At 70.7% G+C, this 25,054-nt stretch carries 19 protein-coding genes; 18 read left to right on the top strand and 1 reads right to left on the bottom strand.

The annotated features are described in order from the left end of the window. The first annotated feature begins 44 nt into the window (after positions 1 to 44). The 6 genes from ACFY3C_RS30895 (at position 45) to ACFY3C_RS30870 (ending at position 5,785) form a co-directional block, all read left to right on the top strand. Complete coding sequence (locus ACFY3C_RS30895; RefSeq protein ID WP_390773101.1) at positions 45 to 890, top strand: alpha/beta fold hydrolase; 846 nt, start codon at positions 45 to 47, stop codon at positions 888 to 890. Positions 891 to 1,102: 212 nt separating this feature from the next. Beyond that, positions 1,103 to 2,188, top strand: coding sequence for an S-(hydroxymethyl)mycothiol dehydrogenase (locus tag ACFY3C_RS30890; protein WP_390773100.1), 1,086 nt, complete (start codon positions 1,103 to 1,105; stop codon positions 2,186 to 2,188). Further along, positions 2,185 to 2,820, top strand: a complete 636-nt coding sequence (locus ACFY3C_RS30885) for an MBL fold metallo-hydrolase (protein WP_386575323.1) — start codon at positions 2,185 to 2,187, stop codon at positions 2,818 to 2,820. Before ACFY3C_RS30890 ends, ACFY3C_RS30885 begins: the two co-directional genes overlap by 4 nt. Positions 2,821 to 3,075: 255 nt before the next feature. Next, positions 3,076 to 3,438, top strand: a complete 363-nt coding sequence (locus ACFY3C_RS30880) for a bifunctional 3-phenylpropionate/cinnamic acid dioxygenase ferredoxin subunit (protein ID WP_386575325.1) — start codon at positions 3,076 to 3,078, stop codon at positions 3,436 to 3,438. Further along, positions 3,435 to 4,619 carry an NAD(P)/FAD-dependent oxidoreductase gene (locus tag ACFY3C_RS30875; protein ID WP_390773099.1) on the top strand — a complete coding sequence of 395 codons (1,185 nt, stop codon included), beginning with the start codon at positions 3,435 to 3,437 and terminating at the stop codon, positions 4,617 to 4,619. The genes ACFY3C_RS30880 and ACFY3C_RS30875 overlap by 4 nt, the downstream gene beginning before the upstream one ends. Positions 4,620 to 4,651: 32 nt before the next feature. Further along, positions 4,652 to 5,785 carry an aromatic ring-hydroxylating dioxygenase subunit alpha gene (locus ACFY3C_RS30870; RefSeq protein WP_390773098.1) on the top strand — a complete coding sequence of 378 codons (1,134 nt, stop codon included), beginning with the start codon at positions 4,652 to 4,654 and terminating at the stop codon, positions 5,783 to 5,785. Positions 5,786 to 5,855: 70 nt separating this feature from the next. Here ACFY3C_RS30870 and ACFY3C_RS30865 read toward each other — a convergent pair whose 3' ends face one another. Then, the gene (locus ACFY3C_RS30865; RefSeq protein ID WP_386575329.1) at positions 5,856 to 6,653 is read right to left on the bottom strand and encodes an IclR family transcriptional regulator; all 798 of its coding nucleotides are present in this window, start codon (positions 6,651 to 6,653) and stop codon (positions 5,856 to 5,858) included. A 149-nt stretch (positions 6,654 to 6,802) separates the two neighbouring features. Between ACFY3C_RS30865 and betA the strand changes: the two genes are divergently transcribed. The 12 genes from betA to ACFY3C_RS30805 all read left to right on the top strand — a co-directional run bounded on the left by betA (position 6,803) and on the right by ACFY3C_RS30805 (position 24,938). After that, positions 6,803 to 8,473 (top strand): choline dehydrogenase, encoded by a 1,671-nt coding sequence (betA, locus tag ACFY3C_RS30860; protein ID WP_390773097.1) that lies wholly within the window; start codon positions 6,803 to 6,805, stop codon positions 8,471 to 8,473. Between the two features lie 3 nt (positions 8,474 to 8,476). Further along, the gene (locus tag ACFY3C_RS30855) at positions 8,477 to 9,313 is read left to right on the top strand and encodes a 5,10-methylenetetrahydrofolate reductase (RefSeq protein WP_386575331.1); all 837 of its coding nucleotides are present in this window, start codon (positions 8,477 to 8,479) and stop codon (positions 9,311 to 9,313) included. A 138-nt stretch (positions 9,314 to 9,451) separates the two neighbouring features. Continuing rightward, positions 9,452 to 10,921: an aldehyde dehydrogenase family protein gene (locus ACFY3C_RS30850; RefSeq protein ID WP_390773096.1), complete on the top strand. Its 1,470-nt coding sequence runs from the start codon at positions 9,452 to 9,454 to the stop codon at positions 10,919 to 10,921. Between the two features lie 20 nt (positions 10,922 to 10,941). After that, a complete protein-coding gene (locus ACFY3C_RS30845; RefSeq protein WP_389177571.1) occupies positions 10,942 to 12,030 on the top strand; it encodes a glycine betaine/L-proline ABC transporter ATP-binding protein in 1,089 nt (362 codons plus the stop codon). Then, positions 12,030 to 14,030, top strand: coding sequence for an ABC transporter permease (locus tag ACFY3C_RS30840; protein WP_390773095.1), 2,001 nt, complete (start codon positions 12,030 to 12,032; stop codon positions 14,028 to 14,030). Before ACFY3C_RS30845 ends, ACFY3C_RS30840 begins: the two co-directional genes overlap by 1 nt. Before the next feature lie 13 nt (positions 14,031 to 14,043). Beyond that, positions 14,044 to 15,012: an ABC transporter substrate-binding protein gene (locus ACFY3C_RS30835; RefSeq protein ID WP_390773094.1), complete on the top strand. Its 969-nt coding sequence runs from the start codon at positions 14,044 to 14,046 to the stop codon at positions 15,010 to 15,012. Positions 15,013 to 15,231: 219 nt separating this feature from the next. Further along, positions 15,232 to 17,670, top strand: coding sequence for an FAD-dependent oxidoreductase (locus tag ACFY3C_RS30830; RefSeq protein ID WP_390773093.1), 2,439 nt, complete (start codon positions 15,232 to 15,234; stop codon positions 17,668 to 17,670). A 22-nt stretch (positions 17,671 to 17,692) separates the two neighbouring features. Continuing rightward, on the top strand, positions 17,693 to 18,553 hold the full coding sequence (locus ACFY3C_RS30825; protein WP_390773092.1) for a bifunctional methylenetetrahydrofolate dehydrogenase/methenyltetrahydrofolate cyclohydrolase: 861 nt from the start codon (positions 17,693 to 17,695) through the stop codon (positions 18,551 to 18,553). Further along, entirely contained in the window at positions 18,550 to 19,836 is a 1,287-nt protein-coding gene (gene glyA / locus ACFY3C_RS30820) for a serine hydroxymethyltransferase (RefSeq protein WP_386575339.1), read from the top strand. The genes ACFY3C_RS30825 and glyA overlap by 4 nt, the downstream gene beginning before the upstream one ends. Continuing rightward, positions 19,833 to 21,065 carry a sarcosine oxidase subunit beta family protein gene (locus tag ACFY3C_RS30815; protein WP_390773091.1) on the top strand — a complete coding sequence of 411 codons (1,233 nt, stop codon included), beginning with the start codon at positions 19,833 to 19,835 and terminating at the stop codon, positions 21,063 to 21,065. Before glyA ends, ACFY3C_RS30815 begins: the two co-directional genes overlap by 4 nt. 11 nt (positions 21,066 to 21,076) lie before the next feature. Further along, entirely contained in the window at positions 21,077 to 24,334 is a 3,258-nt protein-coding gene (locus tag ACFY3C_RS30810; RefSeq protein ID WP_390773090.1) for a sarcosine oxidase subunit delta family protein, read from the top strand. After that, complete coding sequence (locus tag ACFY3C_RS30805; protein WP_390773089.1) at positions 24,327 to 24,938, top strand: sarcosine oxidase subunit gamma; 612 nt, start codon at positions 24,327 to 24,329, stop codon at positions 24,936 to 24,938. The genes ACFY3C_RS30810 and ACFY3C_RS30805 overlap by 8 nt, the downstream gene beginning before the upstream one ends. The last annotated feature ends 116 nt before the right edge of the window (positions 24,939 to 25,054 follow it).

The following is a 25,054-nucleotide window of genomic DNA, read 5'->3' as shown; positions in this document are numbered from 1 at the left end:
CAGCACAGTCCGAACAGTCTGAAGCTTCCGGAGGGCGATTTCCCATGGTCGGTACAAGGCGTGTGCGCGGTCGGCGGTTCGCGACGGCTGCCGCAGCGACGGTCATGGCGGGTGCCGCGGTCGGCGCGCTCGCCGTCTCCGCGAGCGGCGCGTCCCGGCCGGCCGTGGCGGATCGGCACGCCAGGCCGACCATAGTCCTGGAACACGGCGCCTTCGCCGACGGCTCCAGCTGGAACGGCGTGATCGAAAGGCTGCACGCCGACGGCTACCCGGTCGTCGCGGCGGCCAACCCGCTGCGTGGTTTGTATAGCGACGCCGCCGCCCTGCGCAGCGTCCTCGACCATGTCAAGGGCCCCAAGATCCTCGTCGGCCACTCCTACGGCGGCTCTGTCATCAGCCAGGCCGCCGCCGACGACCCCCAGGTCAAGGCCCTGGTCTCCGTCGCGGCCTTCCTCCCGGCCCCCGGCGAGACCGCTCTCGGTCTGACGAACAAGTACCCCGGCTCCACCCTCCCCGACGCCCTCGATCCCGTTCCCTGCACCGACGCCGACGGCAGCACGGGGACCGACCTCTACATCCGGCAGGACAAGTTCCGTCACCAGTTCGCCGCCGACGTCCCCGCCGACGAGGCCGCCCTCATGGCCGCCACCCAGCGGCCGATCGCCCAGGCCGCGCTGGAGGAGAAGGCCACCGCCGCCGCCTGGAAGAACAAGCCCACCTGGGACATCGTCACCACCCAGGACCTCAACATCCCCGCCGCCGTACAGCGCTTCATGGCCCGGCGCGCCCACGCCCACACCATCGAGGTCGCCGCCTCGCACTCCGTGGCCGTCTCACATCCCCGCCTCGTCGCGGATGTCATCGAGAAGGCGGCACGAGCCGCACGCTGAGGCCGGCTCCGCCGATGTGCACGGTCGCTCCGCCCGGCCCCTCGGCGGGCGGAGCAACCGGCTGGGCCGTAAGCCCGTTGCCCCGCAGGTCTGCGTCTACCGCCTGACGGATCCTTGACCGCTGCTTCGGCCTCCGCGATGCTGTGTTGCGAAACACGAGATGTGTACCGTATTAGGCAACGTCTCGTCCCTCTGTCAGTCGAGGAGTGGCCATGTCTCAGCAGGTCCGAGCGGTCGTCGCGCGGAGCAAGGGCGCCCCTGTCAGTCTGGAAACGATCGTCGTGCCCGACCCCGGCCCGGGTGAGGCACTGGTCAAGATCGAGGCCTGCGGCGTGTGCCACACCGATCTGCACTATCGCGAGGGCGGCATCAGCGACGATTTCCCGTTCCTGCTGGGGCACGAGGCGGCGGGGGTGGTCGAGGCCGTCGGCGAGGGGGTCACCGACGTGGCACCCGGTGACTTCGTGATCCTGAACTGGCGTGCCGTGTGCGGACAGTGCCGGGCCTGTCTGCGCGGGCGGCCCTGGTACTGCTTCAACACGCACAACGCGAAGCAGAGGATGACCCTGACCGACGGCACGGAGCTGTCGCCGGCGCTGGGGATCGGCGCCTTCGCCGAGAAGACGCTCGTCGCGGCCGGGCAGTGCACCAAGGTGGACCGGGCCGCGTCGGCGGCCGCTGCCGGACTGCTGGGCTGCGGGGTGATGGCGGGCCTCGGCGCGGCCATCAACACCGGCAATGTCGGGCGCGGTGACACCGTGGCGGTCATCGGCTGCGGCGGCGTGGGGGACGCGGCGATCGTCGGGGCCAAGTTCGCGGGCGCGGCGAAGGTCATCGCCGTGGACATCGACGATCGCAAGCTGGCCACGGCCGCGAAGCTGGGCGCGACCCACACGGTCAACTCCAAGGAGACCGACGCGGTCGACGCGGTGCGTGAGCTGACCGGGGGCTTCGGCGCCGACGTCGTCATCGAGGCGGTGGGCCGTCCGGAGACCTACCGGCAGGCCTTCTACGCCCGCGATCTCGCCGGGACCGTGGTGCTGGTCGGTGTGCCGACCCCGGAGATGAAGCTGGAGCTGCCGCTGCTGGACGTCTTCGGCCGGGGCGGGGCGCTGAAGTCCTCGTGGTACGGGGACTGCCTGCCCTCGCGTGACTTTCCGATGCTCATCGACCTCTATCTGCAGGGCCGCCTCGACCTGGACGCCTTCGTCACCGAGACCATCGCCCTGGACGAGGTCGAGAAGGCCTTCGAGCGCATGCACCACGGCGACGTCCTGCGCTCGGTGGTGGTCCTGTGACGAGCGGCGCCCGTATCGAACACCTCGTCACCTCGGGGACGTTCTCGCTGGACGGCGGCACCTGGGACGTCGACAACAACGTGTGGATCGTGGGGGACGAGGACGAGGCGCTCGTCATCGACGCCGCGCATGACGCCGACGCGATCGTCCGGGCCCTCGGTGGACGCACCCTGCGGGCGATCGTGTGCACGCATGCCCACAACGACCACATCGACGCCGCGCCCGAACTCGCCGACCGGACCGGCGCCCCGATCCTGCTGCACACCGACGATCTGCCGCTCTGGAAACAGACCCATCCCGAGCGGCTGCCCGACGGTGAACTGGCCGACGGGCAGCGCATCCCGGTCGCGGGTACCGAGCTGACCGTGCTGCACACCCCGGGCCATGCCCCCGGAGCCGTCTGTCTGCACGCCCCGGACCTCTCCGCGCTCTTCAGCGGCGACACGCTGTTCGCCGGCGGGCCGGGGGCGACGGGACGGTCGTACAGCGACTTCCCCACCATCATCACCTCGATCGGGGACCGGCTCCTCGGCCTGCCGGAGGGCACCGTCGTGCACACCGGCCACGGGGAGACCACCACCGTCGGCGCCGAGGCGCCGCATCTCCAGGAGTGGATCGACCGCGGTTTCTGACCGCGTCGGCGGAGACAGCGGCCCTGACCCGGTGACGGACCTCGTGGACGGCACCGGGTCGGGGTCGTCGTCGTACCCGACGAGGCCGTGTCCCCCTTGTTCACCTGCGCTTTCGAGGTCGCTTCGGCGTGCCTCGAAGACCGTCGTCGGACCGTGCGCAACCCGGCCTGTGGACGCCTTGACAACGCTTCAGAACGGCCCGCAGACTGGCGTTGCGTCAATCGCAATCCGTTTCGTTATACGCACCGAGGTGTCATGATGATTCCCGCGTGCCGTCTCGCGGATCTGCCGCGAGGCGAGGCCCAACGGCTCGACATCGACCCGCCCGTGTCGGTGTTCCACACCGACGACGGCGAGCTCTTCGCCATCGACGACACGTGCACCCACCAGGACGCCTCGCTCGCCGACGGCTGGCTGGAGGGCTGTGAGGTCGAATGCCCCTTGCACGCCTCCAAGTTCGACCTCAGGACCGGAGCCGTGGACGCACCCCCGGCCAAGCTCCCGGTCCGCACCCACGAGGTCGTCGTCGAGGACGGGATGGTCTACGTCCGGCTGTCCACGGACGCGCCCAACCTGCCGCCGTGCGTCGCCGCCCGCCTCGCCGGAGGCCCCGCGTGAGGACCGTCGCCGTGGTGGGCGCGTCGCTGGCCGGTCTGTCGGCCGCGCGCTCACTGCGGCAGCGCGGGTACGACGGCCGGCTCGTCGTCATCGGCGACGAGCCCCACCGCCCGTACGACAGGCCGCCGCTGTCCAAGGAGTTCCTGGCCGGTGCCGTCGGCGAGGCGGACCTGGCACTGGAGCGGGACGACGAGGAACTCCGGGCGGAGTGGGTGCTCGGGGTCCGTGCCACCGGGCTCGACCGCACCGAGCGGGCGATCCGGCTCGCCGACGAACGCGAGATCCGCGCCGACGGCGTGGTCATCGCGACCGGAGCCGCCGCCCGCACCCTGCCCGGCACCGAGGGACTTGCCGGGGTCCACGTGCTGCGTACCGTCGACGACGCCCGCGCCCTGCGGGACGACCTCGCCCGCGGCGGACGGCTGGTGGTGATCGGCGGCGGGTTCATCGGCGCCGAGGTGGCCTCCACGGCGTACGCCCTCGGCCTCGACGTGACCGTGATCGAGGCGGCGCCGACGCCGCTGGCCGGACCGCTCGGCGAGGCGATGGGCCGGGTCGTCTCGGCCCTCCACGCCGACCACGGCGTACGACTGCTGTGCGGGGTCGGGGTGAAGGGGCTGAGCGGGGAGCGCAGGGTCGATGCCGTCCTGCTGGAGGACGGCCGCTCCGTGCCCGCCGACACCGTCGTCGTCGGGGTCGGCGCGCATCCCTGCGTCGAGTGGCTTCAGGGGTCCGGCGTCGCGCTCGACAACGGCGTGAAGTGCGGCCCCGACGGGCGCACCAGCGTGGCCGGGGTGGTCGCCGTGGGCGACTGCGCCAACTGGTACGACCCGCACACCGGAATCCACCGCAGGGTCGAGCACTGGACCGGCGCACTGGAACGGCCCGACGCCGCCGTGGCCACGCTGCTCGCGCACGGTGCCACGCAGCCGGGTGCCCCACGGCCGCCGTACTTCTGGTCCGACCAGTACGGCGTGAAGATCCAGTTCGTCGGCCACGCCGCCGGGGCCGACAGTGTGACGGTCGAGGAGGGCTCCACCGACGACCGCAGCTTCCTGGCCGTCTACCGGCGGGCCGACCGGCCGGTCGCCGCGCTCGGGATGAACCAGCCGCGGCTGTTCACCCGCTGGCGCAAGCAGTTCACCGCCACGGCATGGCTACACCGCGCCGGCGACCTCTGAACCTTCCACGACGTTTCCCGAGGAGTGCAGCGTTGACCTCGACAAACCTGCCGGACAGCCTCATCGCCACCCTTCCCGGCTCCGCCTACACGGACCCGGCAGTCTTCGCCCAGGAGCAGGAGCGCATCTTCGAGTCGATGTGGTTCTGCGTCGCCCGGGCCGCGGACCTGCCGAAGCCCGGCGCCTTCCGCACCGTCGACGTGGGCCGCGAGAGCATCCTCGTCACCCGGGCCCGGGACCACTCGATCCGCGCCTACTTCAACGTCTGCCGGCACCGCGGCGCCAAGCTCTGCACCGAGGAGTCCGGCGAGGTCAAGCGGGCGTTCCAGTGCCCGTACCACGCCTGGACCTACGGCCTGGACGGCAAGCTGGTCGCGGCGCCCAACCTCACCAAGATGCCCGACATCGGCCGCACCGAGTACGGGCTGGTGAGTGTGGCCGTGCGCGAATGGCTCGGCTATGTCTGGGTGTGCCTCGCGGAGGACCCGCCCTCATTCGAAGCCGACGTGATCGGGGCCGTGGTCGAGCGGCTGGGCGACGTCGAGTCGATCGAGCGCTACGACATCGACAACCTCGCGGTGGGCAGGCGGATCGTCTACGACGTCAGGGCGAACTGGAAGCTCATCATCGAGAACTTCATGGAGTGCTACCACTGCGCCACGATCCATCCCGAACTCACCGAGGTGCTGCCCGAGTTCGCCGACGGATACGCCGCCCAGTACTACGTCGGCCACGGAGCCGAGTTCGGCGAGGACGTCCAGGGCTTCACCGTCGACGGCACCGAGGGGCTGGATCGCATCCCCTCAGTCTCCGCGGACCAGGACCGCCGTTACTACGCGATCACAGTCAAGCCGCAGGTGTTCATCAACCTGGTGCCCGACCACGTGATCTTCCACCGGATGTATCCGGTCGCCGTCGACCGCACCGTCGTCGAGTGCGACTGGCTCTATCTCCCGCACGTGGTGGAGAGCGGCAAGGACGTCGGCCGGTCCGTGGAACTCTTCGACCGGGTCAACCGCCAGGACTTCGACGCCTGCGAGCGCACCCAGCCGGGCATGAGCTCACGGCTGTACGCCAAGGGCGGTGTGCTGGTGCCCAGCGAGCACCACATCGGCGCCTTCCACGACTGGGTGCACGAGCGGCTCGGTACACGGCAGCCGGAGTGAGCCGGAAGAGGGTGCCCGTGGCCCGCGCGGGGGGCGAACGCGGGCCCTGCGGCGGTCGTACTGTGTGCGCTCAGCCCAGGTACCCCATGCGATGGCTGATCTCCTCCGCGCCCTTCACCAGCACCGGAGCCAGCTCGTGCATGCGCTCCTCGGTGAACCGGTACGACGGCCCGGAGGCGCTGATCGACCCGATGACCTGGCCTTCCCGGTCCCGGATCGGCGCGGCCATGGCGTGCAGCCCGATCTCCAGCTCCTCCAGCGTCCAGGCGTAACCGCGCTCCCGGGCCTCGGCGAGATTCTTCTCCAGCTTCGCCTTCGAGGAGATCGTGTGCGGGGTCAGCTTCTTCAGGCCGGCCTCCGTGACCAGCGCGGCGCGCTCCTGGGCCGGCAGATGGGCCAGCATGATCTTGCCGCTGGAAGTGGCGTGCAGGGGAGTCAGCTGGCCGACCCAGTTGTGCGCGGTGACGGCGGACTGGCCACGCACCTGGTAGAGGTTGATCGCGTAGTGCTCCTGCATCACCGCGATGTTGACCGTCTCGCCGATCTCCTCGGCCAGGCGCTCGCACACCGGCCGGCTCTGCTGGGTGATGTCGATGCGTCCCGTCACCGCGCCCGCCAGGCGTACGATGCCGAAACCGAGCCGGTACTTGCCGCGCTCGCCCGCCTGCTCGACGAGACCGCGCGCCTCCAGGGCGCCGAGCAGACGGAACGCGGTCGACTTGTGAACATCGATCTCGGCGGCCACCTCGCTCACGCCCGCCTCGCCGCGCTGGGCGAGGATCTCCAGAACGCTGATGGCCCGGTCGACGGACTGCACGCCGCCGGACGGTGAACCGTTCGTTTCGGTATCCGGACTGTAGTTGCTCATAGCGGAACTATACGCGCAGTAAACAACACCGCGGCAAGTAACGCGGTGTGAACAAAGATCTTACAAGTTGCGTTGTTCGCAACCTGGTGCGCATCGCGATACCCGTATTAGCATCCCCGCAAGCGACGACGCGAGCGAGACGAGGCACCATGGCTCTCCTGCACTACGACTTCGTCATCGTCGGCGGTGGATCGGCCGGCAGCGCACTGGCGAACCGGCTCTCGGCCGACCCCGGCAACCGGGTGCTCGTGCTGGAGGCGGGCCGCCCCGACTATCCCTGGGATGTGTTCATCCACATGCCGGCGGCGCTGACCTATCCCATCGGCAGCCGCTTCTACGACTGGAAGTACGAGTCCGAACCCGAGCCCCACATGGGCGGCCGGCGCGTCTACCACGCGCGCGGCAAGGTGCTGGGCGGCTCCAGCAGTATCAACGGCATGATCTTCCAGCGCGGCAACCCCATGGACTACGAGCGCTGGGCGGCCGACCCCGGCATGGAGACCTGGGACTACGCCCACTGTCTGCCGTACTTCCGCCGGATGGAGAACTGTCTGGCCGCCGACCCGGACGACGAGTTCCGCGGCCACGACGGCCCCCTCGTGCTGGAACGCGGCCCGGCCACCAACCCGCTCTTCTCCGCCTTCCTCAAGGCCACCGAGGAGGCGGGTCACGCGCCCACCGACGACGTCAACGGCTACCGACAGGAAGGCTTCGCCAAGTTCGACCGCAATGTCCATCGCGGCCGGCGCCTGTCGGCGTCGAAGGCGTACCTCAAGCCCGCCAGGAAGCGGCCCAACCTCACCGTGAAGACCCGCGCCCTCGTCACCCGCGTCCTCTTCGAGGGCAAGAAGGCCGTGGGTGTCGAGTTCCAGCGCGGCAAGGGCGCCCTCCAGCAGGTCCGGGCCAAGGAGGTCATCCTCTGCGGCGGCGCGATCAACTCCCCGCAGCTGCTGCAGCTCTCCGGCGTCGGCAACGCCGAGGAACTGCGCGCCCTCGGCATCGACGTCGTCCACGACCTGCCGGGCGTCGGCGAGAACATGCAGGACCACCTGGAGGTGTACATCCAGTACGCCTGCAAGCAGCCCGTCTCCATGCAGCCGTACCTGGCGAAGTGGCGGGCCCCCTTCATCGGCCTGCAGTGGCTGCTGCGCAAGGGACCGGCCGCCACCAACCACTTCGAGGCCGGCGGCTTCTGCCGCAGCAACGAGGACGTGGACTACCCCAACCTGATGTTCCACTTCCTGCCCATCGCGGTCCGCTACGACGGCTCCGTGCCCGCCGGCGGCCACGGTTACCAGGTCCACGTGGGCCCCATGTACTCCGACGCCATCGGCTCGGTGAAGATCAAGAGCAAGGACCCGCGCGAACACCCGGCGCTGCGCTTCAACTACCTCTCCACCGAGCAGGACCGCCGCGAATGGGTCGAGGCGATCCGGGTGGCCCGCAGGCTCCTCAACCAGCCCGCACTCGCCCCCTACAACGGCGGGGAGATCTCGCCCGGCCCCTCCGTGGAGACGGACGAGGAGATCCTCGCCTGGGTCGCCAAGGACGGCGAGACGGCCCTGCACCCCTCCTGCACCTGCAAGATGGGCACCGACGAGATGTCCGTCGTCGACCCGACGAGCATGCGCGTGCACGGCGTGGATGGGCTGCGCGTGGTGGACGCCTCGGTGATGCCGTACGTCACCAACGGCAACATCTACGCGCCGGTGATGATGATCGCCGAGAAGGCGGCCGACCTCATCCTCGGCAAGGAGCCGTTGGAGCCCTCCAAGGCCGCGTACTACCGGCACCGCGACGCCCAGAAGCAGGCCGGGTAGCCGGTGGGCGCCGAGGCCCTGCGGGCGCTGCTCACCCGTGTCCGCTACGAGGTGCTGCCGGCGAGGGCGACGGAGGAGAAGGTCCTCGCCCATGTGCCCCGCGACGTCGTGGTCACGGTCACGGCGTCGCCGGTCAAGGGGCTGGAGCCCACGCTCGGCCTCACCGAGCGGCTCGCGGCGCACGGCTACCGCGTCGTCCCCCACGTCCCCGCGCGGCTGCTGCGGGACGACGCGCACCTCAAGGACGTCGCCGAGCGGCTGCGGGCGGCGGGGGTCGACGACCTCTTCGTACCGGCGGGTGACGCCGACCCGCCGGCCGGGCCGTACGACGGAGCCCTGCCGGTGCTGCGCAGACTGAGCGAGCTGGGCAGCCCCTTCGCGGACCTGGGGATCACCGGCTATCCGCAGAGCCATCCGCTCATCCACGACGACGTCACCATCCAGTCGATGTGGGACAAGCGGACGCACGCCACGTACATCGTCAGCAACCTGTGCTTCGACCCGCGCGCGCTCGGCGACTGGATCGCCCGGATACGGGGCCGCGATGTGCCACTCCCCGTTCACGTGGGCGTCGCCGGGCCCGTGCAGCGGGCGAAGCTGCTGTCCATGGCGACGAAGATCGGGGTGGGGGAGTCGACCCGCTTTCTCACCCGGCACGCCTCCTGGTTCCTGCGGTTCGCGGCACCCGGTGGATACGACCCCGAGCGACTGCTCGCCCGCGGCGCGCAGGCGCTCACCCGGCCGTCGGCAGGGGTGGCCGGACTGCACCTGTTCACCTTCAATCAGATCGCCGAGACGGAGCGCTGGCGCCGTAAGGTGCTGGACCGGCTGGGCGGCTGACACCCCCGGTGGAGCGGCGTCGCGGTGGCCGAATCGGGATATGCAGACCCCTTGACGGGTGTCCGTGCATTCGGCCAGGGTGTTCCACCACAAGCAATACAGTGCACAATGCGCAACGAATTTTCGAAGGGCGCGGCAGTGGCAGATCTGTATGTGGACGGAGAATGGCGAGCCGCGGTGGCCGGTGGTCACCGGGAGATCCGCTGTCCGGCGGACGGCACGCTCGTCGCGACGGTCTCGGAGGCGACCCGCCCCGACACCGAGGCGGCGATCGCCGCGGCCCGGCGCGCCTTCGACTTCGGCCCCTGGCCGCGTACCCCCGAGCGTGAGCGCGGCGCACTGCTGCTGCGCACCGCCGACCTGATCGAGCGCGATGCCAAGGAGTTCGCCCGCGCCGAGTCGCTGGACACCGGCAAGCGGCTGGTGGAGAGCGAGTACGACATCGCCGACGTCGTCTCCTGCTTCCGCTACTACGGCGGGCTCGCCGGCACCGATGCCGGCCGGGTGATCGACACCGGCCGCGACGACGCCGTCAGCCGCGTGGTCTACGAGCCCGTCGGCGTGTGCGGACTGATCACCCCGTGGAACTACCCGCTGCTGCAGGCCAGTTGGAAGGTCGCCCCGGCGCTGCTCGCGGGCAACACGATCGTCCTCAAACCGAGCGAGCTGACCCCCTCCAGCTCCGTCCTGCTGATGAGGGCGCTGGAGGAGGCCGGGCTCCCGCCCGGTGCTGCCAACCTCGTCCTGGGCACCGGGCCCGAGGTCGGCGCCCCGCTCTGCGAGGACCCCGCCGTCGACATGGTCTCCTTCACCGGCGGCCTGGAGACCGGCAAGCGGATCATGGCCACCGCCGCCGCCACCGTGAAGAAGGTGGCGCTGGAACTCGGCGGCAAGAACCCCAACGTGATCTTCGCCGACGCCGACTTCGAGGCGGCCGTCGACTTCGCCCTCACGGCCGTCTTCCTGCACTCCGGGCAGGTCTGCTCGGCCGGCGCCCGCCTGATCGTCGAGGACTGCCTGCACGACCGCCTCGTCGACGAGATCGTCCGCCGCGCCCGGCAGATCCGCCTCGGCGGACCCTTCGACCCCGAGGCCGAGACCGGTGCGCTGATCTCCGCCCAGCACCGGGACAAGGTCGAGGCGTACGTCGCGGCCGGCCTCGCCGAGGGCGCCGTACTGCGCTGCGGCGGGCAGCGGCCCACCGACCCCGCCCTCGCGAACGGCCACTACTACCCGCCGACCGTCCTCGACGAGTGCCGGCAGGACATGCGCGTGGTGCACGAGGAGTCCTTCGGCCCCGTCCTCACCGTCGAGCGCTTCACCGACGAGGACGACGCCGTACGCATCGCCAACGACACCGAGTACGGACTCGCCGGAGCCGTGTGGACCCAGGACGCCGGAAAGGCCCAGCGGGTCGCCCGGCGGCTGCGCCACGGCACGGTGTGGATCAACGACTACCACCCCTATGTGCCGCAAGCGGAATGGGGTGGCTTCGGGCACTCGGGCGTGGGCCGGGAGCTGGGGCCGACCGGCCTGAACGAGTACCGAGAGCCCAAACACATCTGGCAGAACATCCACCCCCGGCCGCAGCACTGGTTCCGCGGCTGAACGCCGAAAAGAGGTCGATCGTGACCCCAACACAGACCGAGGTGCCGCAGCGGCGCGGCACACCCCAGGACTCGGACGCCACTCCGGTCATATCCGTGCGCAATCTGTGGAAGGTGTTCGGGCCGAAGGCCGACCGGGTGCCGGGATCGGAGGAGCTGTGCGGTCTCTCCCGCCGCGAGCTCATGGAGCGCACCGGATGCACCGCCGCCGTACGCGACGTGAACTTCGAGGTGGCGCCGGGCGAGGTCTTCGTCGTCATGGGCCTGTCCGGCTCCGGCAAGTCCACGCTGGTGCGATGTCTGACCCGACTGATCGAACCCACCGCCGGCGAGGTCGTCTTCGAGGGCCAGGACATCCGCGAGGCGGACGACAGGCGCCTGCGCGAGCTGCGCCGCCGCAAGTTCTCCATGGTCTTCCAGCACTTCGGGCTGCTGCCCCACCGCCGCGTGGTCGACAACGTGGCCTTCGGCCTGGAGATCCGCGGCATGAGCAAGGCCGAACGCACCAAGCGGGCCCTGGAGGTCGTCGAGCTGGTGGGCCTCGCCGGCTACGAGAACTCCTACCCGGACCAGCTCTCCGGCGGTATGCAGCAGCGCGTCGGCCTCGCCCGGGCCCTGGCCGGCGACCCCGACGTCCTCTTCTTCGACGAGCCGTTCTCCGCGCTCGACCCGCTGATCCGGCGCGACATGCAGAACGAGGTCATCCGGCTGCACCACGAGGTCGGCAAGACCATGGTGTTCATCACCCACGACCTCTCCGAGGCGCTCAAGCTGGGCGACCGCATCCTGATCATGCGCGACGGCAAGATGGTCCAGTGCGGCACCGGCGACGAGCTGGTGGGCGCCCCCGCCGACGACTACGTACGCGAGTTCGTCAAGGACGTGCCGCGCGGCGACGTGCTCACCCTGCGGTGGATCATGCGTCCCGCCGAGCCCGGCGACGCCCTCGACGGGCCAGAGTTGGGGCCGGACGTCGTCGTACGCGAGGCCACCCGCGCCGTCCTCGCGGCCGAGAAGCCGGTCAAGGTCGTCGAGAACGGCAAGCTGCTCGGCATCGTCGGCGACGAGGAGATCCTCGCGGTGGTCGCCGGGCAGGAAGGCGGCGCGTGATGACCGTCGTCATCGAGAAACCCGAGAAGACGGGGACGGCCGAACCGGCCGCTCCCGCCAAAGGGACACGCAAGGTCGGCCGGCCGATGGTGGTCGGCGCGATCCTGGTCGTCTGGCTGGTGCTGTTCGCCGTGCTGCGCGGCAAGGGGACCCTGTCCCTGGCGGCGGCCGACCTCACCGATCTGCACCGGTGGCTCAACGACCTCAACGACTCCATCGGCGCCAACCGCAACTCCAACCCGCTCTTCCTGTACTTCTTCAACGAGATCCGGCTGGTCATCGACAACCTGGTGACCTTCATCCAGCACCTGATCTCCCAGCCCTCCGGCGCCCGCCCGGTCCCGCAGATCGGCTGGCTCGGCGTCGTCGGCCTCGTCGGCTACGTCTCCTGGGCCGTGGGCAACTGGCGGGTCGCGCTGCTGGCCGTGGCCGGCTTCACCTTCATGGGGCTGCAGGGCCTGTGGCAGCCGAGCATGGACACCCTGGCGCTGACCCTCTCCGCGGTCTTCGTGGCGCTGCTGTTCGCGATCCCGCTGGGGGTGTGGGCAGGGCTGTCCGACCGGTTCAACCGGATCATGACGCCGTTCCTGGACTTCATGCAGACGATGCCGACCTTCGTCTACCTGGCACCGCTGACCCTGTTCTTCCTCATCGGCGGTGCCTCCGCCACCATCGCCACCGTGATCTACGCGGCTCCGCCGGCCATCCGCATCACCGCGCACGCCATCCGGAACGTGCCGGCGACGACGGTCGAGGCGGCCGACTCGCTGGGCGCCACGCGCCGCCAGTCGCTGCTGAAGGTCCTGCTGCCGATGTCCAAGCGGACCGTCGTGATGGGCGTCAACCAGACCATCATGGCCGCCCTGGCCATGGTGACCATCGCGGCCCTGATCAACGCACCCGGCCTCGGCCCGGTCGTCATCCAGGCCCTGCAGTCGCTCGACGTCGGCACGGCCTTCAACGCGGGCCTCGCCATCGTCGTCATGGCGATCGTCCTGGACCGGGTGACGACCGCGGCCGCCGCACGCGAGGAGAACGCACGCAACTCCAAGCACAGCTTCGCGAAGTGGCGCCGGCCCCTGCTGGGCGCCGGCGCAGCGGTCACCACGGTCCTGATCTACCTCTCGCACACCTACGTGTGGGCGGCCGACTTCCCCGGCGACGGCACCGTCGGCAGCCACATCGCGAGCGCGGCGGACACCGCGACCAACTGGGCGCAGGACAACCTGGCGGGCCTGACCAACGCCCTCCGCGACGTCATCACCAACGGCCTGCTCAACCCGTTCCAGACGCTGCTCACCGACTCCCCGTGGTGGCTCGTCGGCGCGGTGCTGGTCGCACTCGGCGTGGTGCTCGGCGGCTGGAAGGCCGGGATCACCACGGCCGTGTGCGTGGGCCTGCTGGTCGGCACCGGCCTGTGGTCGGACGCCATGACCACGCTGGCCTCGACGCTCGTCGCGACGGTGCTGGTGATGGTGCTCGGCATCGTCTTCGGCGTCTGGATGGGGCGCAGCATGATGGTGGACCGGCTGATCCGGCCCAGCCTGGACGCGGCCCAGGTCATGCCGCCGTTCGTCTATCTGGTGCCGTTCCTCGCACTGTTCGGCGCCAGCCGCTTCACGGCCATCGTCGCCGCGATCGTCTACGGCGCGCCCGTCGCCATGAAGATCATCGCGGACGGGATCCGGGCCGTGCCCGAGACCACCGTGGAAGCGGCCACCTCCGCCGGGTGCAACACCTGGCAGATCATCACCAAGGTCCAACTGCCGATGTCACGCAGTGCCCTGACGCTCGCGACCAACCAGGGCCTGATCTACGTGCTGTCGATGGTTGTGGTGGGCGGCCTGGTAGGCGCGGGCGCCCTCGGCTACGACGTCGTGGCCGGATTCTCGCAGGGAGAGCTGTACGGCAAGGGGCTGGCGGCGGGACTCGCCATCGTACTGCTCGGAGTCATGTTCGACCGGATCACTCAGGCAGCGGCGCGACGCGCGAGCGCTTAAGGAGCACGACACCATGGCAAGACACTGGCGAGCCGGCGCGGCCGGCCTGGCCGTCCTCGGCCTCACGCTCACCGCCTGCGGCGGGGCAAAGATCGGCGACACCTCCTCGGGTTCGGACGACGCGGGCAGCTCCGGCAAGTGCGGCACGTTCAACCTCGCGGTCAACCCGTGGGTGGGCTACGAGGCGGACGCGGCGGTCGTCGCGTACGTGGCCGAGCACAACCTCGGCTGCAAGGTCACCAAGAAGAACCTCAAGGAGGAGATCGCCTGGCAGGGCTTCGGGACCGGCGAGGTCGACGCCGTCCTGGAGAACTGGGGCCACGACGATCTGAAGAAGAAGTACATCGACCAGCAGAAGACCGCCGTCGACGCCGGCCAGACCGGCAACAAGGGCATCATCGGCTGGTACGTGCCGCCGTGGCTGGCCAAGGCACACCCCGACATCCTCGACTCGAAGAACCTCAACAAGTACGCGTCCCACTTCAAGACCTCCGAGTCGGGCGGCAAGGGCCAGCTCCTGGACGGCGACCCGTCGTACGTCACCAACGACGCGGCGCTGGTGAAGAACCTGAAGCTGGACTTCAAGGTGGTGTACGCGGGCAGCGAGACCGCGCTCATCCAGGCCTTCCGCACCGCCGAGAAGAACAAGCAGTGGGTGCTCGGCTACTTCTACGAGCCGCAGTGGTTCCTGTCCGAGGTCCCACTGAAGAAGGTCTCCCTGCCGAAGTACACGACGGGCTGTGACGCCGTCGCCGAGAAGATCGCCTGCGACTATCCCGTGTACGACCTGAACAAGATCGTCAGCGCGAAGTTCGCCAAGTCCGGCAGCCCTGCCTACAACCTGGTGAAGAACTTCAACTGGACGAACGACGACCAGAACGAGGTCGCCAAGTACATCGCCCAGGACAAGATGTCCGACGAGGCGGCGGCGAAGAAGTGGGTCGACGCCAACAAGGACAAGGTGGACGCCTGGCTCAAGTAGGCCGAGTCGGGACGACGGGTCGGACATGCCCGGCGGGCGGTGCGTGCAGATGCGCGCCGCCCGCCGGGCATTGCCGTGTCCAGGGGCGTGTTTCGGGCCGTTTTCCGACGTCACGGACCCCTTGACACCCCCTTCGGGGACGGGCACATTGAGTTGCGCAACCTGAACCAAGTTGCGGAGAAAGCAACTGCACCGGTCTCAATGTTCGGAGGTTGGGCGATGGCGGGACCCCGAGTGGTCATCATCGGAGCGGGCGTCGTGGGAGCCGCCCTGGCGGACGAGATCTCCGCACGCGGCTGGACCGAGGTGACCGTCGTCGACCAGGGCCCCCTCCCGGCCACGGGGGGATCCACCTCGCACGCGCCGGGCCTGGTCTTCCAGACGAACCCCTCGAAGACCATGACCGAGCTGGCGCGCTACACCGTCGAGAAGTTCTGCTCCCTCGACGTCGACGGCAAGCCCTGTTTCCTCCAGGTCGGCGGCCTCGAAGTGGCCACCAGCCCCGAGCGCCTCTCCGAACTCCGGCGCCGCCACGGCTGGATCACCGCCTGGGGCATCGAGTCGCGGCTGCTGACCCCCGACGAGTGCGTGGAGCACCACCCGCTGGTCGACCGCGACAAGATCCTCGGCGGTCTCCTCGTCCCCACCGACGGCCTCGCCAAGGCCGTCCTCGCCGTAGAGGCCCAGATCCGCCGGGCCACCGAGCGCGGTGTGCGCTTCCTCGCCCGCCACGAAGTCCTCGACGTGCGGCAGAGCGAGGGCCGCGTCACCGGCGTGGTGACCGACCAGGGCGAGATCCCCGCCGACATCGTCGTGTGCTGCGCCGGCATCTGGGGACCGAAGATCGCCCGCATGGTCGGGATGAACCTGCCGCTCACCCCGCTCGCCCACCAGCTCGCCTGGACCGGCCCGATCCCCGCCCTCGCCGGCCAGACCGAGGAGGCGGTGCGCCCGATCCTGCGCCACCAGGACGCCGACCTCTACTACCGCGACCGCTTCGACGGCCTCGGCATCGGCTACTACGGCCACCGCCCCATGCCCGTCTCCGCCGACGACATCCTCTCCGTGGACGAGGCCGAACAGATGCCCTCGGTCCTGAAGTTCACCGAGGCGGACTTCGAGGACGCCTGGACCGAGACCCGGTCGCTGCTTCCCGCGACCCGCGAGGCCGAGGTCGAGGAGGGCATCAACGGCCTGTTCTCGTTCACCACCGACGGCTACCCGCTGCTCGGCGAATCCCCGGACGTCCAGGGCTTCTGGGTCGCCGAGGCCGTGTGGGTCACCCACTCCGCGGGCGTCGGCCGGGCCGTCGCCGAATGGCTGGTCGACGGCTACTGCTCCTCCTTCGACCTGCACGAGTGCGACGTCAACCGCTTCGAGCCGCACCAGCTCTCCCCGGAGTACGTCCTGGCCCGCGACTGCCAGAACTTCGTCGAGGTCTACGACATCCTCCACCCCCTCCAGCCGTCCGGGAAGCCGCGCCCGATCCGCACCAGCCCCTTCTACGCCCGCCAGCAGGAACACGGCGCGTTCTTCCTGGAGGCGAACGGCTGGGAGCGACCCCAGTGGTACGAAGCCAACGCGGGCCTGGTCGAAGGCCGCGCCATCCCCACCCCCAACGACTGGGCCGCCCGCTACTGGTCGCCCATCGTCGGCGCCGAGGCCCAGGTCACCCGCGAGACCGTCGCCCTGTACGACATGACGGCCCTCAAGCGCCTGGAGGTGAGCGGCCCCGGTGCCGCCGACTTCCTGGAGGGCCTGGTCACCGGCAAGGTCGCCAAGTCCGTCGGCTCGGTGACGTACACGCTGCTCCTGGACCACGACGGCGGCATCCGCAGCGACATCACCGTCGCCCGCCTCGCCCGCGACCTCTTCCAGGTCGGCGCCAACGGCAACCTGGACCTCGACTGGTTCACCCGCCACCTCCCGGCCGACGGCACGGTCCAGGTCCGCGACATCACCCCCGGCACCTGCTGCATCGGCCTGTGGGGCCCGCTGGCCCGCGAGGTCCTGCAGCCGCTGACCGACGAGGACTTCTCCAACGAGGGCCTCAAGTACTTCCGCGCCAAGCGCGCCTACATCGGCTCGGTGCCGGTCACCGCGATGCGGCTGTCCTACGTCGGCGAACTCGGCTGGGAGCTTTACACGACCGCCGACCAGGGCGCCAAGCTCTGGGACACCCTGTGGCAGGCGGCCCGGCCGCTCGGCGGCATCATCGCCGGCCGCGGCGCCTTCAACAGCCTCCGCCTGGAGAAGGGCTACCGCTCCTTCGGCACCGACATGACCTACGAGCACGACCCCTACGAGGCCGGCGTCGGCTTCGCCGTCAAGCTCGACAAGGGCGACTTCGTCGGAAAGGCCGCACTGGAGCGCCGCAAGGCCGACGTGCGGCGCAGGCTGAGCTGCCTCACCATCGACGACCCGCGGGCCGTCGTCATGGGCAAGGAGCCGGTGTACGACGGGGACCGCGCCGTCGGTTACGTGACCAGCGCCGCCCACGGCCACACCATCGGCAAGGGCATCGCCTACGCCTGGCTCCCGGCGGAGCTGGCCACCCCCGGTACCACGGTGCACATCGGCTACTTCGACCAGCGCGTCGAGGCGACCGTCGCCGAGGAGCCCCTGTTCGACCCGACCATGTCCCGCCTCCGTGGCTGACCGTGGACAAGGAGGACCGCCGGTGACCGCACAACTCCTCGACGGCAGGGCGACCGCCGCCGCCGTCCGTCGTGAACTCGCCGAGCGCGTGGCCAAGGTGACCGCCACCACCGGACGGCAGCCCGGCCTCGGCACCGTGCTCGTCGGCGACGACCCGGGCAGCCACGCCTACGTCGCCGGAAAGCACCGCGACTGTGCACAGGTCGGTATCGCCTCTCTCCGCCGCGTCCTGCCCGCCGACGCCACCCAGCAGCAGGTCGAGGACGTCATCGACGAACTCAACGCCGACCCGGCCTGCACCGGCTACATCGTCCAGCTGCCGCTCCCGGGCCACCTGGACGCGGGCGCCGTACTGGAGCGCATGGACCCCGCCAAGGACGCCGACGGCCTGCACCCGGTCAACCTCGGCCGACTGGTTCTCGGCGTCGACGCCCCGCTGCCGTGCACCCCACGGGGCATCGTCGAACTGCTCCGCCGCTACGAAGTGCCCATCGCCGGCGCGCGGGTCTGTGTGATCGGGCGCGGCATCACCGTGGGACGGCCGATCGCACTGCTGCTCACCCGCCGCTCCGAGAACGCCACCGTCACCCTGTGCCACACCGGAACCAGGGGCCTGGCCTGGCACGTACGCGAGGCGGACATCGTCGTCGCGGCGGCCGGCTCGCCCGGACTGATCACCCCGGACATGCTGCGCCCCGGCGCGGCCGTCCTGGACGTCGGCATCACCCGCACCGAGCACGGGCTCGTCGGCGACATCCACCCGGAGGCAGCCCAGGTCGCCGGACGGGTCGCGCCCATGCCCGGCGGAGTGGGACCCATGACCCGGGCGATGCTGCTCGCCAACGTCGTCGAGGCCGCCGAGAGGAACGCGAACCCCGTATGAACGCGCTGAACACCCCGCTGGCCGAGCTGGACCCCGAGGTCCACACCGCGCTCCGCGCCGAGCTGCACCGCCAGCAGTCCACCCTGGAAATGATCGCCTCCGAGAACTTCGCGCCCACGGCCGTGATGGAGGCGCAGGGCTCGGTCGCGACCAACAAGTACGCCGAAGGCTATCCCGGGCGCCGCTACTACGGCGGCTGCGAACACGTCGACGTCACCGAGCGATTGGCGATCGAGCGGGTCAAGTCCCTCTTCGGGGCGGGCTTCGCCAACGTCCAGCCGCACTCGGGCGCCCAGGCGAACACCGCCGTCTTCTTCGCCCTGCTCCAGCCCGGCGACACGATCCTCGGCCTCGACCTCGCGCACGGCGGCCACCTCACCCACGGCATGCGCATCAACTACAGCGGCAAGATGCTCAACGTCGTGCCGTACCACGTCTCCCAGGCGGACAACCTCGTGGACATGGACGAGGTGGAGCGGCTCGCCAAGGAACACCGGCCCAAGATGATCATCGCGGGCTGGTCGGCGTACCCGAGGCAGCTGGACTTCGCGGCCTTCCGCCGTATCGCCGACGAGGTCGGCGCCCTCCTCATGGTCGACATGGCGCACTTCGCGGGCCTGGTCGCCGCCGGACTGCACCCCAGCCCCGTCCCGCACGCCCACGTCGTCACCACCACCACGCACAAGACTCTCGGCGGTCCCCGCGGCGGAGTCATCCTCACCAACGACGCCGACCTCGCCAAGAAGCTCAACTCGGCGGTGTTCCCCGGGATGCAGGGCGGCCCGCTGGAGCACGTCATCGCCGCGAAGGCCGTCTCCTTCAAGGTCGCGGCCTCGCCCGAGTTCGCCGACCGGCAGGCCCGTACGCTCGTGGGCGCCCGCGTCCTCGCCGAGCGCCTCACCCGGCCCGACGCGGCAGCGGCCGGAGTGAAGGTGCTGACCGGCGGCACCGACGTCCACCTCGTCCTGGTCGACCTGCGGGACTCGGAGCTGGACGGCCGGCAGGCGGAGGACCTCCTCCACGAGATCGGCATCACGGTCAACCGCAACGCCGTCCCCTTCGACCCGCGCCCGCCCATGGTCACCTCCGGCCTGCGCATCGGCACCCCGGCCCTGGCCACCCGCGGCTTCACCGAGGAGGACTTCGCCGAGGTCGCCGACGTGATCGCACTGGCCCTCCAGCCCGAGCCGGACGTGCCCGCCCTGCGTGCCCGCACGCAGGCACTGGCCGACAGGCACCCGCTCTACCCGCACCTTTCCGGCACTTCAGGAGACGTCCGATGAGCCCGCGCACCCCCGGCGCCGACCTGCCCGACCACCCCGACTGGCTCTGGCGCGATCCCGAGCCCAAGCGGTCGTACGACGTGGTGATCGTGGGCGGCGGCGGACACGGCCTGGCCACCGCGCACTACCTGGCGAAGAACCACGGCATCACCAACGTCGCGGTCCTGGAGAAGGGCTGGCTCGCGGGCGGCAACATGGCCCGCAACACCACGATCATCCGCTCCAACTACCTGTGGGACGAGAGCGCGGGCATCTACGAGCACGCGTTGAAGCTGTGGGAGGGACTGGAGGAGGAACTCGACTACCCGATCCTCTTCTCCCAGCGCGGTGTGCTGAACCTCGCCCACAGCCTGCAGGACGTCCGCGACAGCGTGCGCCGGGTCGAGGCCAACCGGCTCAACGGCGTCGACGCCGAATGGCTCGACGCCGAGCAGGTCAAAGAGGTCTGCCCGATCGTCAACATCTCACCCGACGTCCGCTACCCGGTCCTCGGCGGCACCTACCAGCCGCGCGCCGGCATCGCCAAGCACGACTACGTGGCCTGGGGCTTCGCCCGCTCCGCGGACGCCGCCGGCATCGACATCATCCAGAACTGCGAGGTCACCGGCCTCGACATGGCCGACGGCCGGGTGGTCGGCGTGCAGACCACGCGCGGCCCGATCGCCGCGGGCAAGGTGGCCCTGTGCTCGGCCGGCCACACCTCGGTCCTCGCCGCCATGGCGGGCATCGAACTCCCGCTCCAGAGCCACCCGTTGCAGGCCCTGGTGTCGGAGCTGCTGGAGCCGGTGCATCCCACCGTCGTCATGTCCAACGCGGTCCACGTGTACGTCAGCCAGGCCCACAAGGGCGAGTTGGTGATGGGCGCGGGCATCGACGCCTACAACTCCTACACCCAGCGCGGCGCGTTCCACATCATCGAGGAACAGATGTCCGCCGCTCTGGAACTCTTCCCGGTCTTCGCCCGCGCTCATGTGCTGCGCACCTGGGGCGGCATCGTCGACGTCAGCCCGGACGCCTCACCCATCGTCGGCCTCACCCCGGTCGACAACCTCTACCTCAACTGCGGCTGGGGCACCGGCGGTTTCAAGGCCACCCCGGGCGTCGGCTGGGTCTACGCCCACACCATCGCGCACGACACCCCGCACGCCCTGAACGCCCCCTTCTCGCTCGACCGTTTCACCACCGGCGCGCTCGTCGACGAGCACGGCGCGGCCGCGGTGGCCCACTAGGGAGCCGAACCATGCTGCTCATCCCCTGCCCGTGGTGCGGGCCCCGCGACGAGGCCGAGTTCCACTACGGCGGCCAGGCCCACGTCCCCTACCCCGAGGACCCCGCGGCCCTCACCGACGAGGAGTGGGCGCGCTACCTCTTCTTCCGCGACAACCCCAAGGGCCCCTTCGCCGAGCGCTGGAGCCACGCGGCAGGCTGCCGCAGGTGGTTCAACGCGGTACGGGACACGGCGACGAACGAGATCTTGGCGGTGTACCGGTCGGGCGAGCCGCGCCCGGAGAGGGTGGAGCGACCTGCGGTCACATCCCAGCCACGGCTGGCATCGTCAGCCCGTCCGGCGCTTGAGGACGAAGCCCTTTCAGGGCCGAAGCGGGGGTTTGGGGGCGCAGCCCCCAGCGGGGTCGAAGGGGCAGAGCCCCTGGAGGACGGGACGGGTAGGGGCGGCGGGGGCGACCACCCCTTCCGCACCCCCACCGGCGGCCGAATCGACCGCACCACGCCCCTCACGTTCACCTTCGACGGCACCGAATACCAGGGCTACCGAGGCGACACCCTCGCCTCGGCGCTCCTCGCCAACGGCATCATCCAAGCCGCCACCAGCATCAAACTCGGCCGCCCGAGAGGCATCTTCTCCGCCGGCGTCGAAGAACCCAACGCGGTAGTCCAGATCGAGGCCCCCTTCCCCGAGCCCATGCTCCCCGCCACCACCGTCGAGCTGTACGACGGCCTGGTCGCAAGCAGCCTCCCCGGCCAGGGACGCCTCGCCACCGAACCCGACCCCGCCCGCTACGACGCCGTACACGCCCACTGCGACCTGCTGATCGTCGGCGCCGGCCCGGCCGGCCTCGCTGCTGCAACCGCGGCAGCGAAATCCGGCGCACGCGTCATCCTCGCCGACGACCAGCCCGAGCCCGGCGGCAGCCTCCTCGGCACCGGCGAGCACGCAGACTGGGTGGCGGCGACGCGCGCCCGGCTCGAAGCCGCCCCCGAGGTACGTGTCCTGCGCCGCACCACCGTCTTCGGCCACTACGACGACAACCACCTCCTCGCGGTGGAGCGCCGTACCAGCCACCTCGGTGCCGACGCCCCGGAGCACGTCTCCCGCGAGCGCGTCTGGCGGATCCGCGCCCGGCGCGTCGTCCTCGCCACCGGCGCCCACGAGCGCTCGCTGGCGTTCGGCGACAACGACCGCCCCGGCGTGATGCTGGCCGCCTCGGCCCGGACGTACCTCCACCGGTACGCCGTCCTGCCCGGCCGGCGCGCGGTCGTGTTCACCACCAACGACAGCGCCTACGCCGCCGCACTCGACCTGGCGGCGGCGGGTGTGGGCATCGCGGCGATCGTCGACACCCGGCCCGAGCCGGGGGAGTGGGCCGAGCGTGCCCGGGCCGCCGGGATCGAGGTCCTGGCCGGACACGCGGTCACCGGCACGGAGGGCGTGGACCGTCTCACCGCCGTGACCGTCGCCCCGTACGGGGACGCCGCCGGACAACGGGAGTTCGCCGTCGACCTGCTCCTGGTCGCCGGCGGCTGGAACCCCGTCGCGCACCTCTACAGCCAGGCGGGCGGCAAGCTCCGCCACGACGACGTGCTCGGCACGTTCGTGCCCGACAGCTGCCGTCAGGCGGTGGAGGTCGCCGGCAGTGCGAACGGCGCCTTCGACCTCGCCACGACCCTCGCGCAGGGCGCGGCGGCCGGCGCCCGCGCGGTCGAGGCGGAGGGGTACACCGCAAAGACACCCGCCCTGCCCACCGTCGCAGCCCAGCCGCACACCCCGCCCATGCAGGTCTTCACCGTGCCGACCGCCACCGGCGCACCCCGGTTCGTCGACCTCCAGCGCGACGTCACGGTCGACGACCTCGCGCGGGCTACCGGTGCGGGCCTGCGCTCGGTGGAGCACACCAAGCGGTACACCACGGCGGGCACCGCCAACGACCAGGGCAGGACCGGGGGCGTCCTGGCGAGCGGGGTCGTCGCCGAACTCCTCGGTGTGGACGTCTCGGCGCTCGGCCTGCCCACCTTCCGGCCGCCGTACACCCCCGTCTCCTTCGCCACCCTCGCGGGCCGCGACCGCGGCGCGCTGCACGACCCGATCCGCACGACCACCCTGCACGGCTGGCATGTCGAGCACGGCGCCCTCTTCGAGAACGTCGGCCAGTGGAAGCGGCCCTGGTACTACCCGCAGGACGGCGAGGACATGGAGACCGCGGTGCTGCGCGAGTGCCGGGCGGCCCGCGAGGGCGTGGCGTTCATGGACGCCTCCACGCTCGGCAAGATCGATGTGCAGGGCCCGGACGCCGCGCACTTCCTCGACCTGCTCTACACGAACATGATGAGCACCCTGAAGGTCGGCATGATCCGCTACGGCCTCATGTGCCGCCCGGACGGGATGGTGTTCGACGACGGCACGGTCATCCGGCTCACCCAGGACCGGTTCCTGGTCACCACCACCACCGGCAACGCGGCCGCCGTCCTGGACTGGATGGAGGAGTGGCTGCAGACCGAGTGGCCCGAACTGCGGGTGCACTGCACCTCGGTCACGGAGCAGTGGGCCACCGTGGCACTGGTCGGCCCCCGGTCCCGTGAGGTCCTGGCCTCTCTCGCGCCTCGACTCGCCGTGGACAATGAGGACTTCCCGTTCATGGCGTGGCGGGAGACGGCCGTCGCCGGCATCGACGCGCGCGTGTGCCGGATCAGCTTCTCCGGGGAACTCGCCTACGAGATCAACGTGTCGCCCTGGGACGCCCTCGCCCTGTGGGAGGCGCTGTACCGGGCAGGCACCCCGTACGGCATCACCCCGTACGGCACCGAGACCATGCACGTCCTGCGCGCGGAGAAGGGCTACCCGATCATCGGTCAGGACACGGACGGCACGGTCACCCCGCAGGACCTCGGCATGAGCTGGGCGGTGTCGAAGAAGAAGCCCGACTTCATCGGCAAGCGCTCCTACGCCCGAGCCGACACCGTCCGCCCCGACCGCAAGCACCTGGTCGCCCTGCTCCCGGACGATCCCGGCGCCTTCCTCCCCGAGGGCACGCAGCTGGTCGCCGAGAGCGAACTGCCCGCCCCACCCGTCCCGATGCTCGGCCACGTCACCTCCAGCTACCGCAGCGCGGCGCTCGGCCGGACCTTCGCGCTCGCCCTCGTCAAGGGGGGCAGGGACCGCATCGGTGAACGCCTCTACGCGCCCGTCGCCGACCGGCTGCTGCCGGTGACCGTCGCAAGCCCTGTCCTCTACGACCCCGAGGGAGCCCGCCGCGATGGCTGACACCGCCCAGACCGCACGGCAGCGCAGCCCCATGGCGGATGCCGCGCACCGCCTGGCCGCCGTGACGCGCTCCTCCCGGGGCGCGATCCGCCTGGCCGAACTCCCCTTCCTGGCCCAGGTGAACGTCCGCCTCGATGCCAAGAGCCCGGCAGCGGACGCCGTCGGGCTGGCCCTGGGACTCCAACTGCCCCTGGAACCCAACACGGTCGTGCACACGGGTGACGTGACCGCGGTGTGGCTCGGCCCCGACGAATGGCTGGTGGTGGGCCGGCCCGGCACCGAGCGCGATCTGGAGAGCCGGATCCGTGCGGCGGCCGGGGACGAGCCCGTCTCCGTCACCGACGTCTCCGCCCAGCGCACCACCCTCCTCGTCGCGGGCCCCCGCGCCCGCGACCTGCTCTCCCACGGCTGCCCGCTGGACCTCCACCCGCGCGCCTTCGGACCCGGCCGCTGCGCCCAGACGACGCTGGCCCGAGCCCAGGTCGTCCTCGTCGCCCGCGACGAGACCAGGGCCGGCTTCTGGGTACTGGTGCGCTCCTCCTTCGCCGGCTACCTGGCCGACTGGCTGCTGGACGCGGCCGCGGAATACGCCGGTGTCGCATGATCCGCGTCACGTGGCGCGTCACGTGACGAGCATGCCGGTGCGCAGGGCGGAACCCCGGTGACCGCCACCGTCTCGACGCGCCCCGGACTCCCGGACCTGCACCCGCACGGGCTGCC

This window comes from Streptomyces sp. NPDC001410 (assembly GCF_042895235.1).
Lineage (GTDB): Bacteria > Actinomycetota > Actinomycetes > Streptomycetales > Streptomycetaceae > Streptomyces.
The sequence above is the reverse complement of the archived record's forward strand: the minus strand, read 5'-3'. Positions and strand labels throughout refer to the sequence as shown.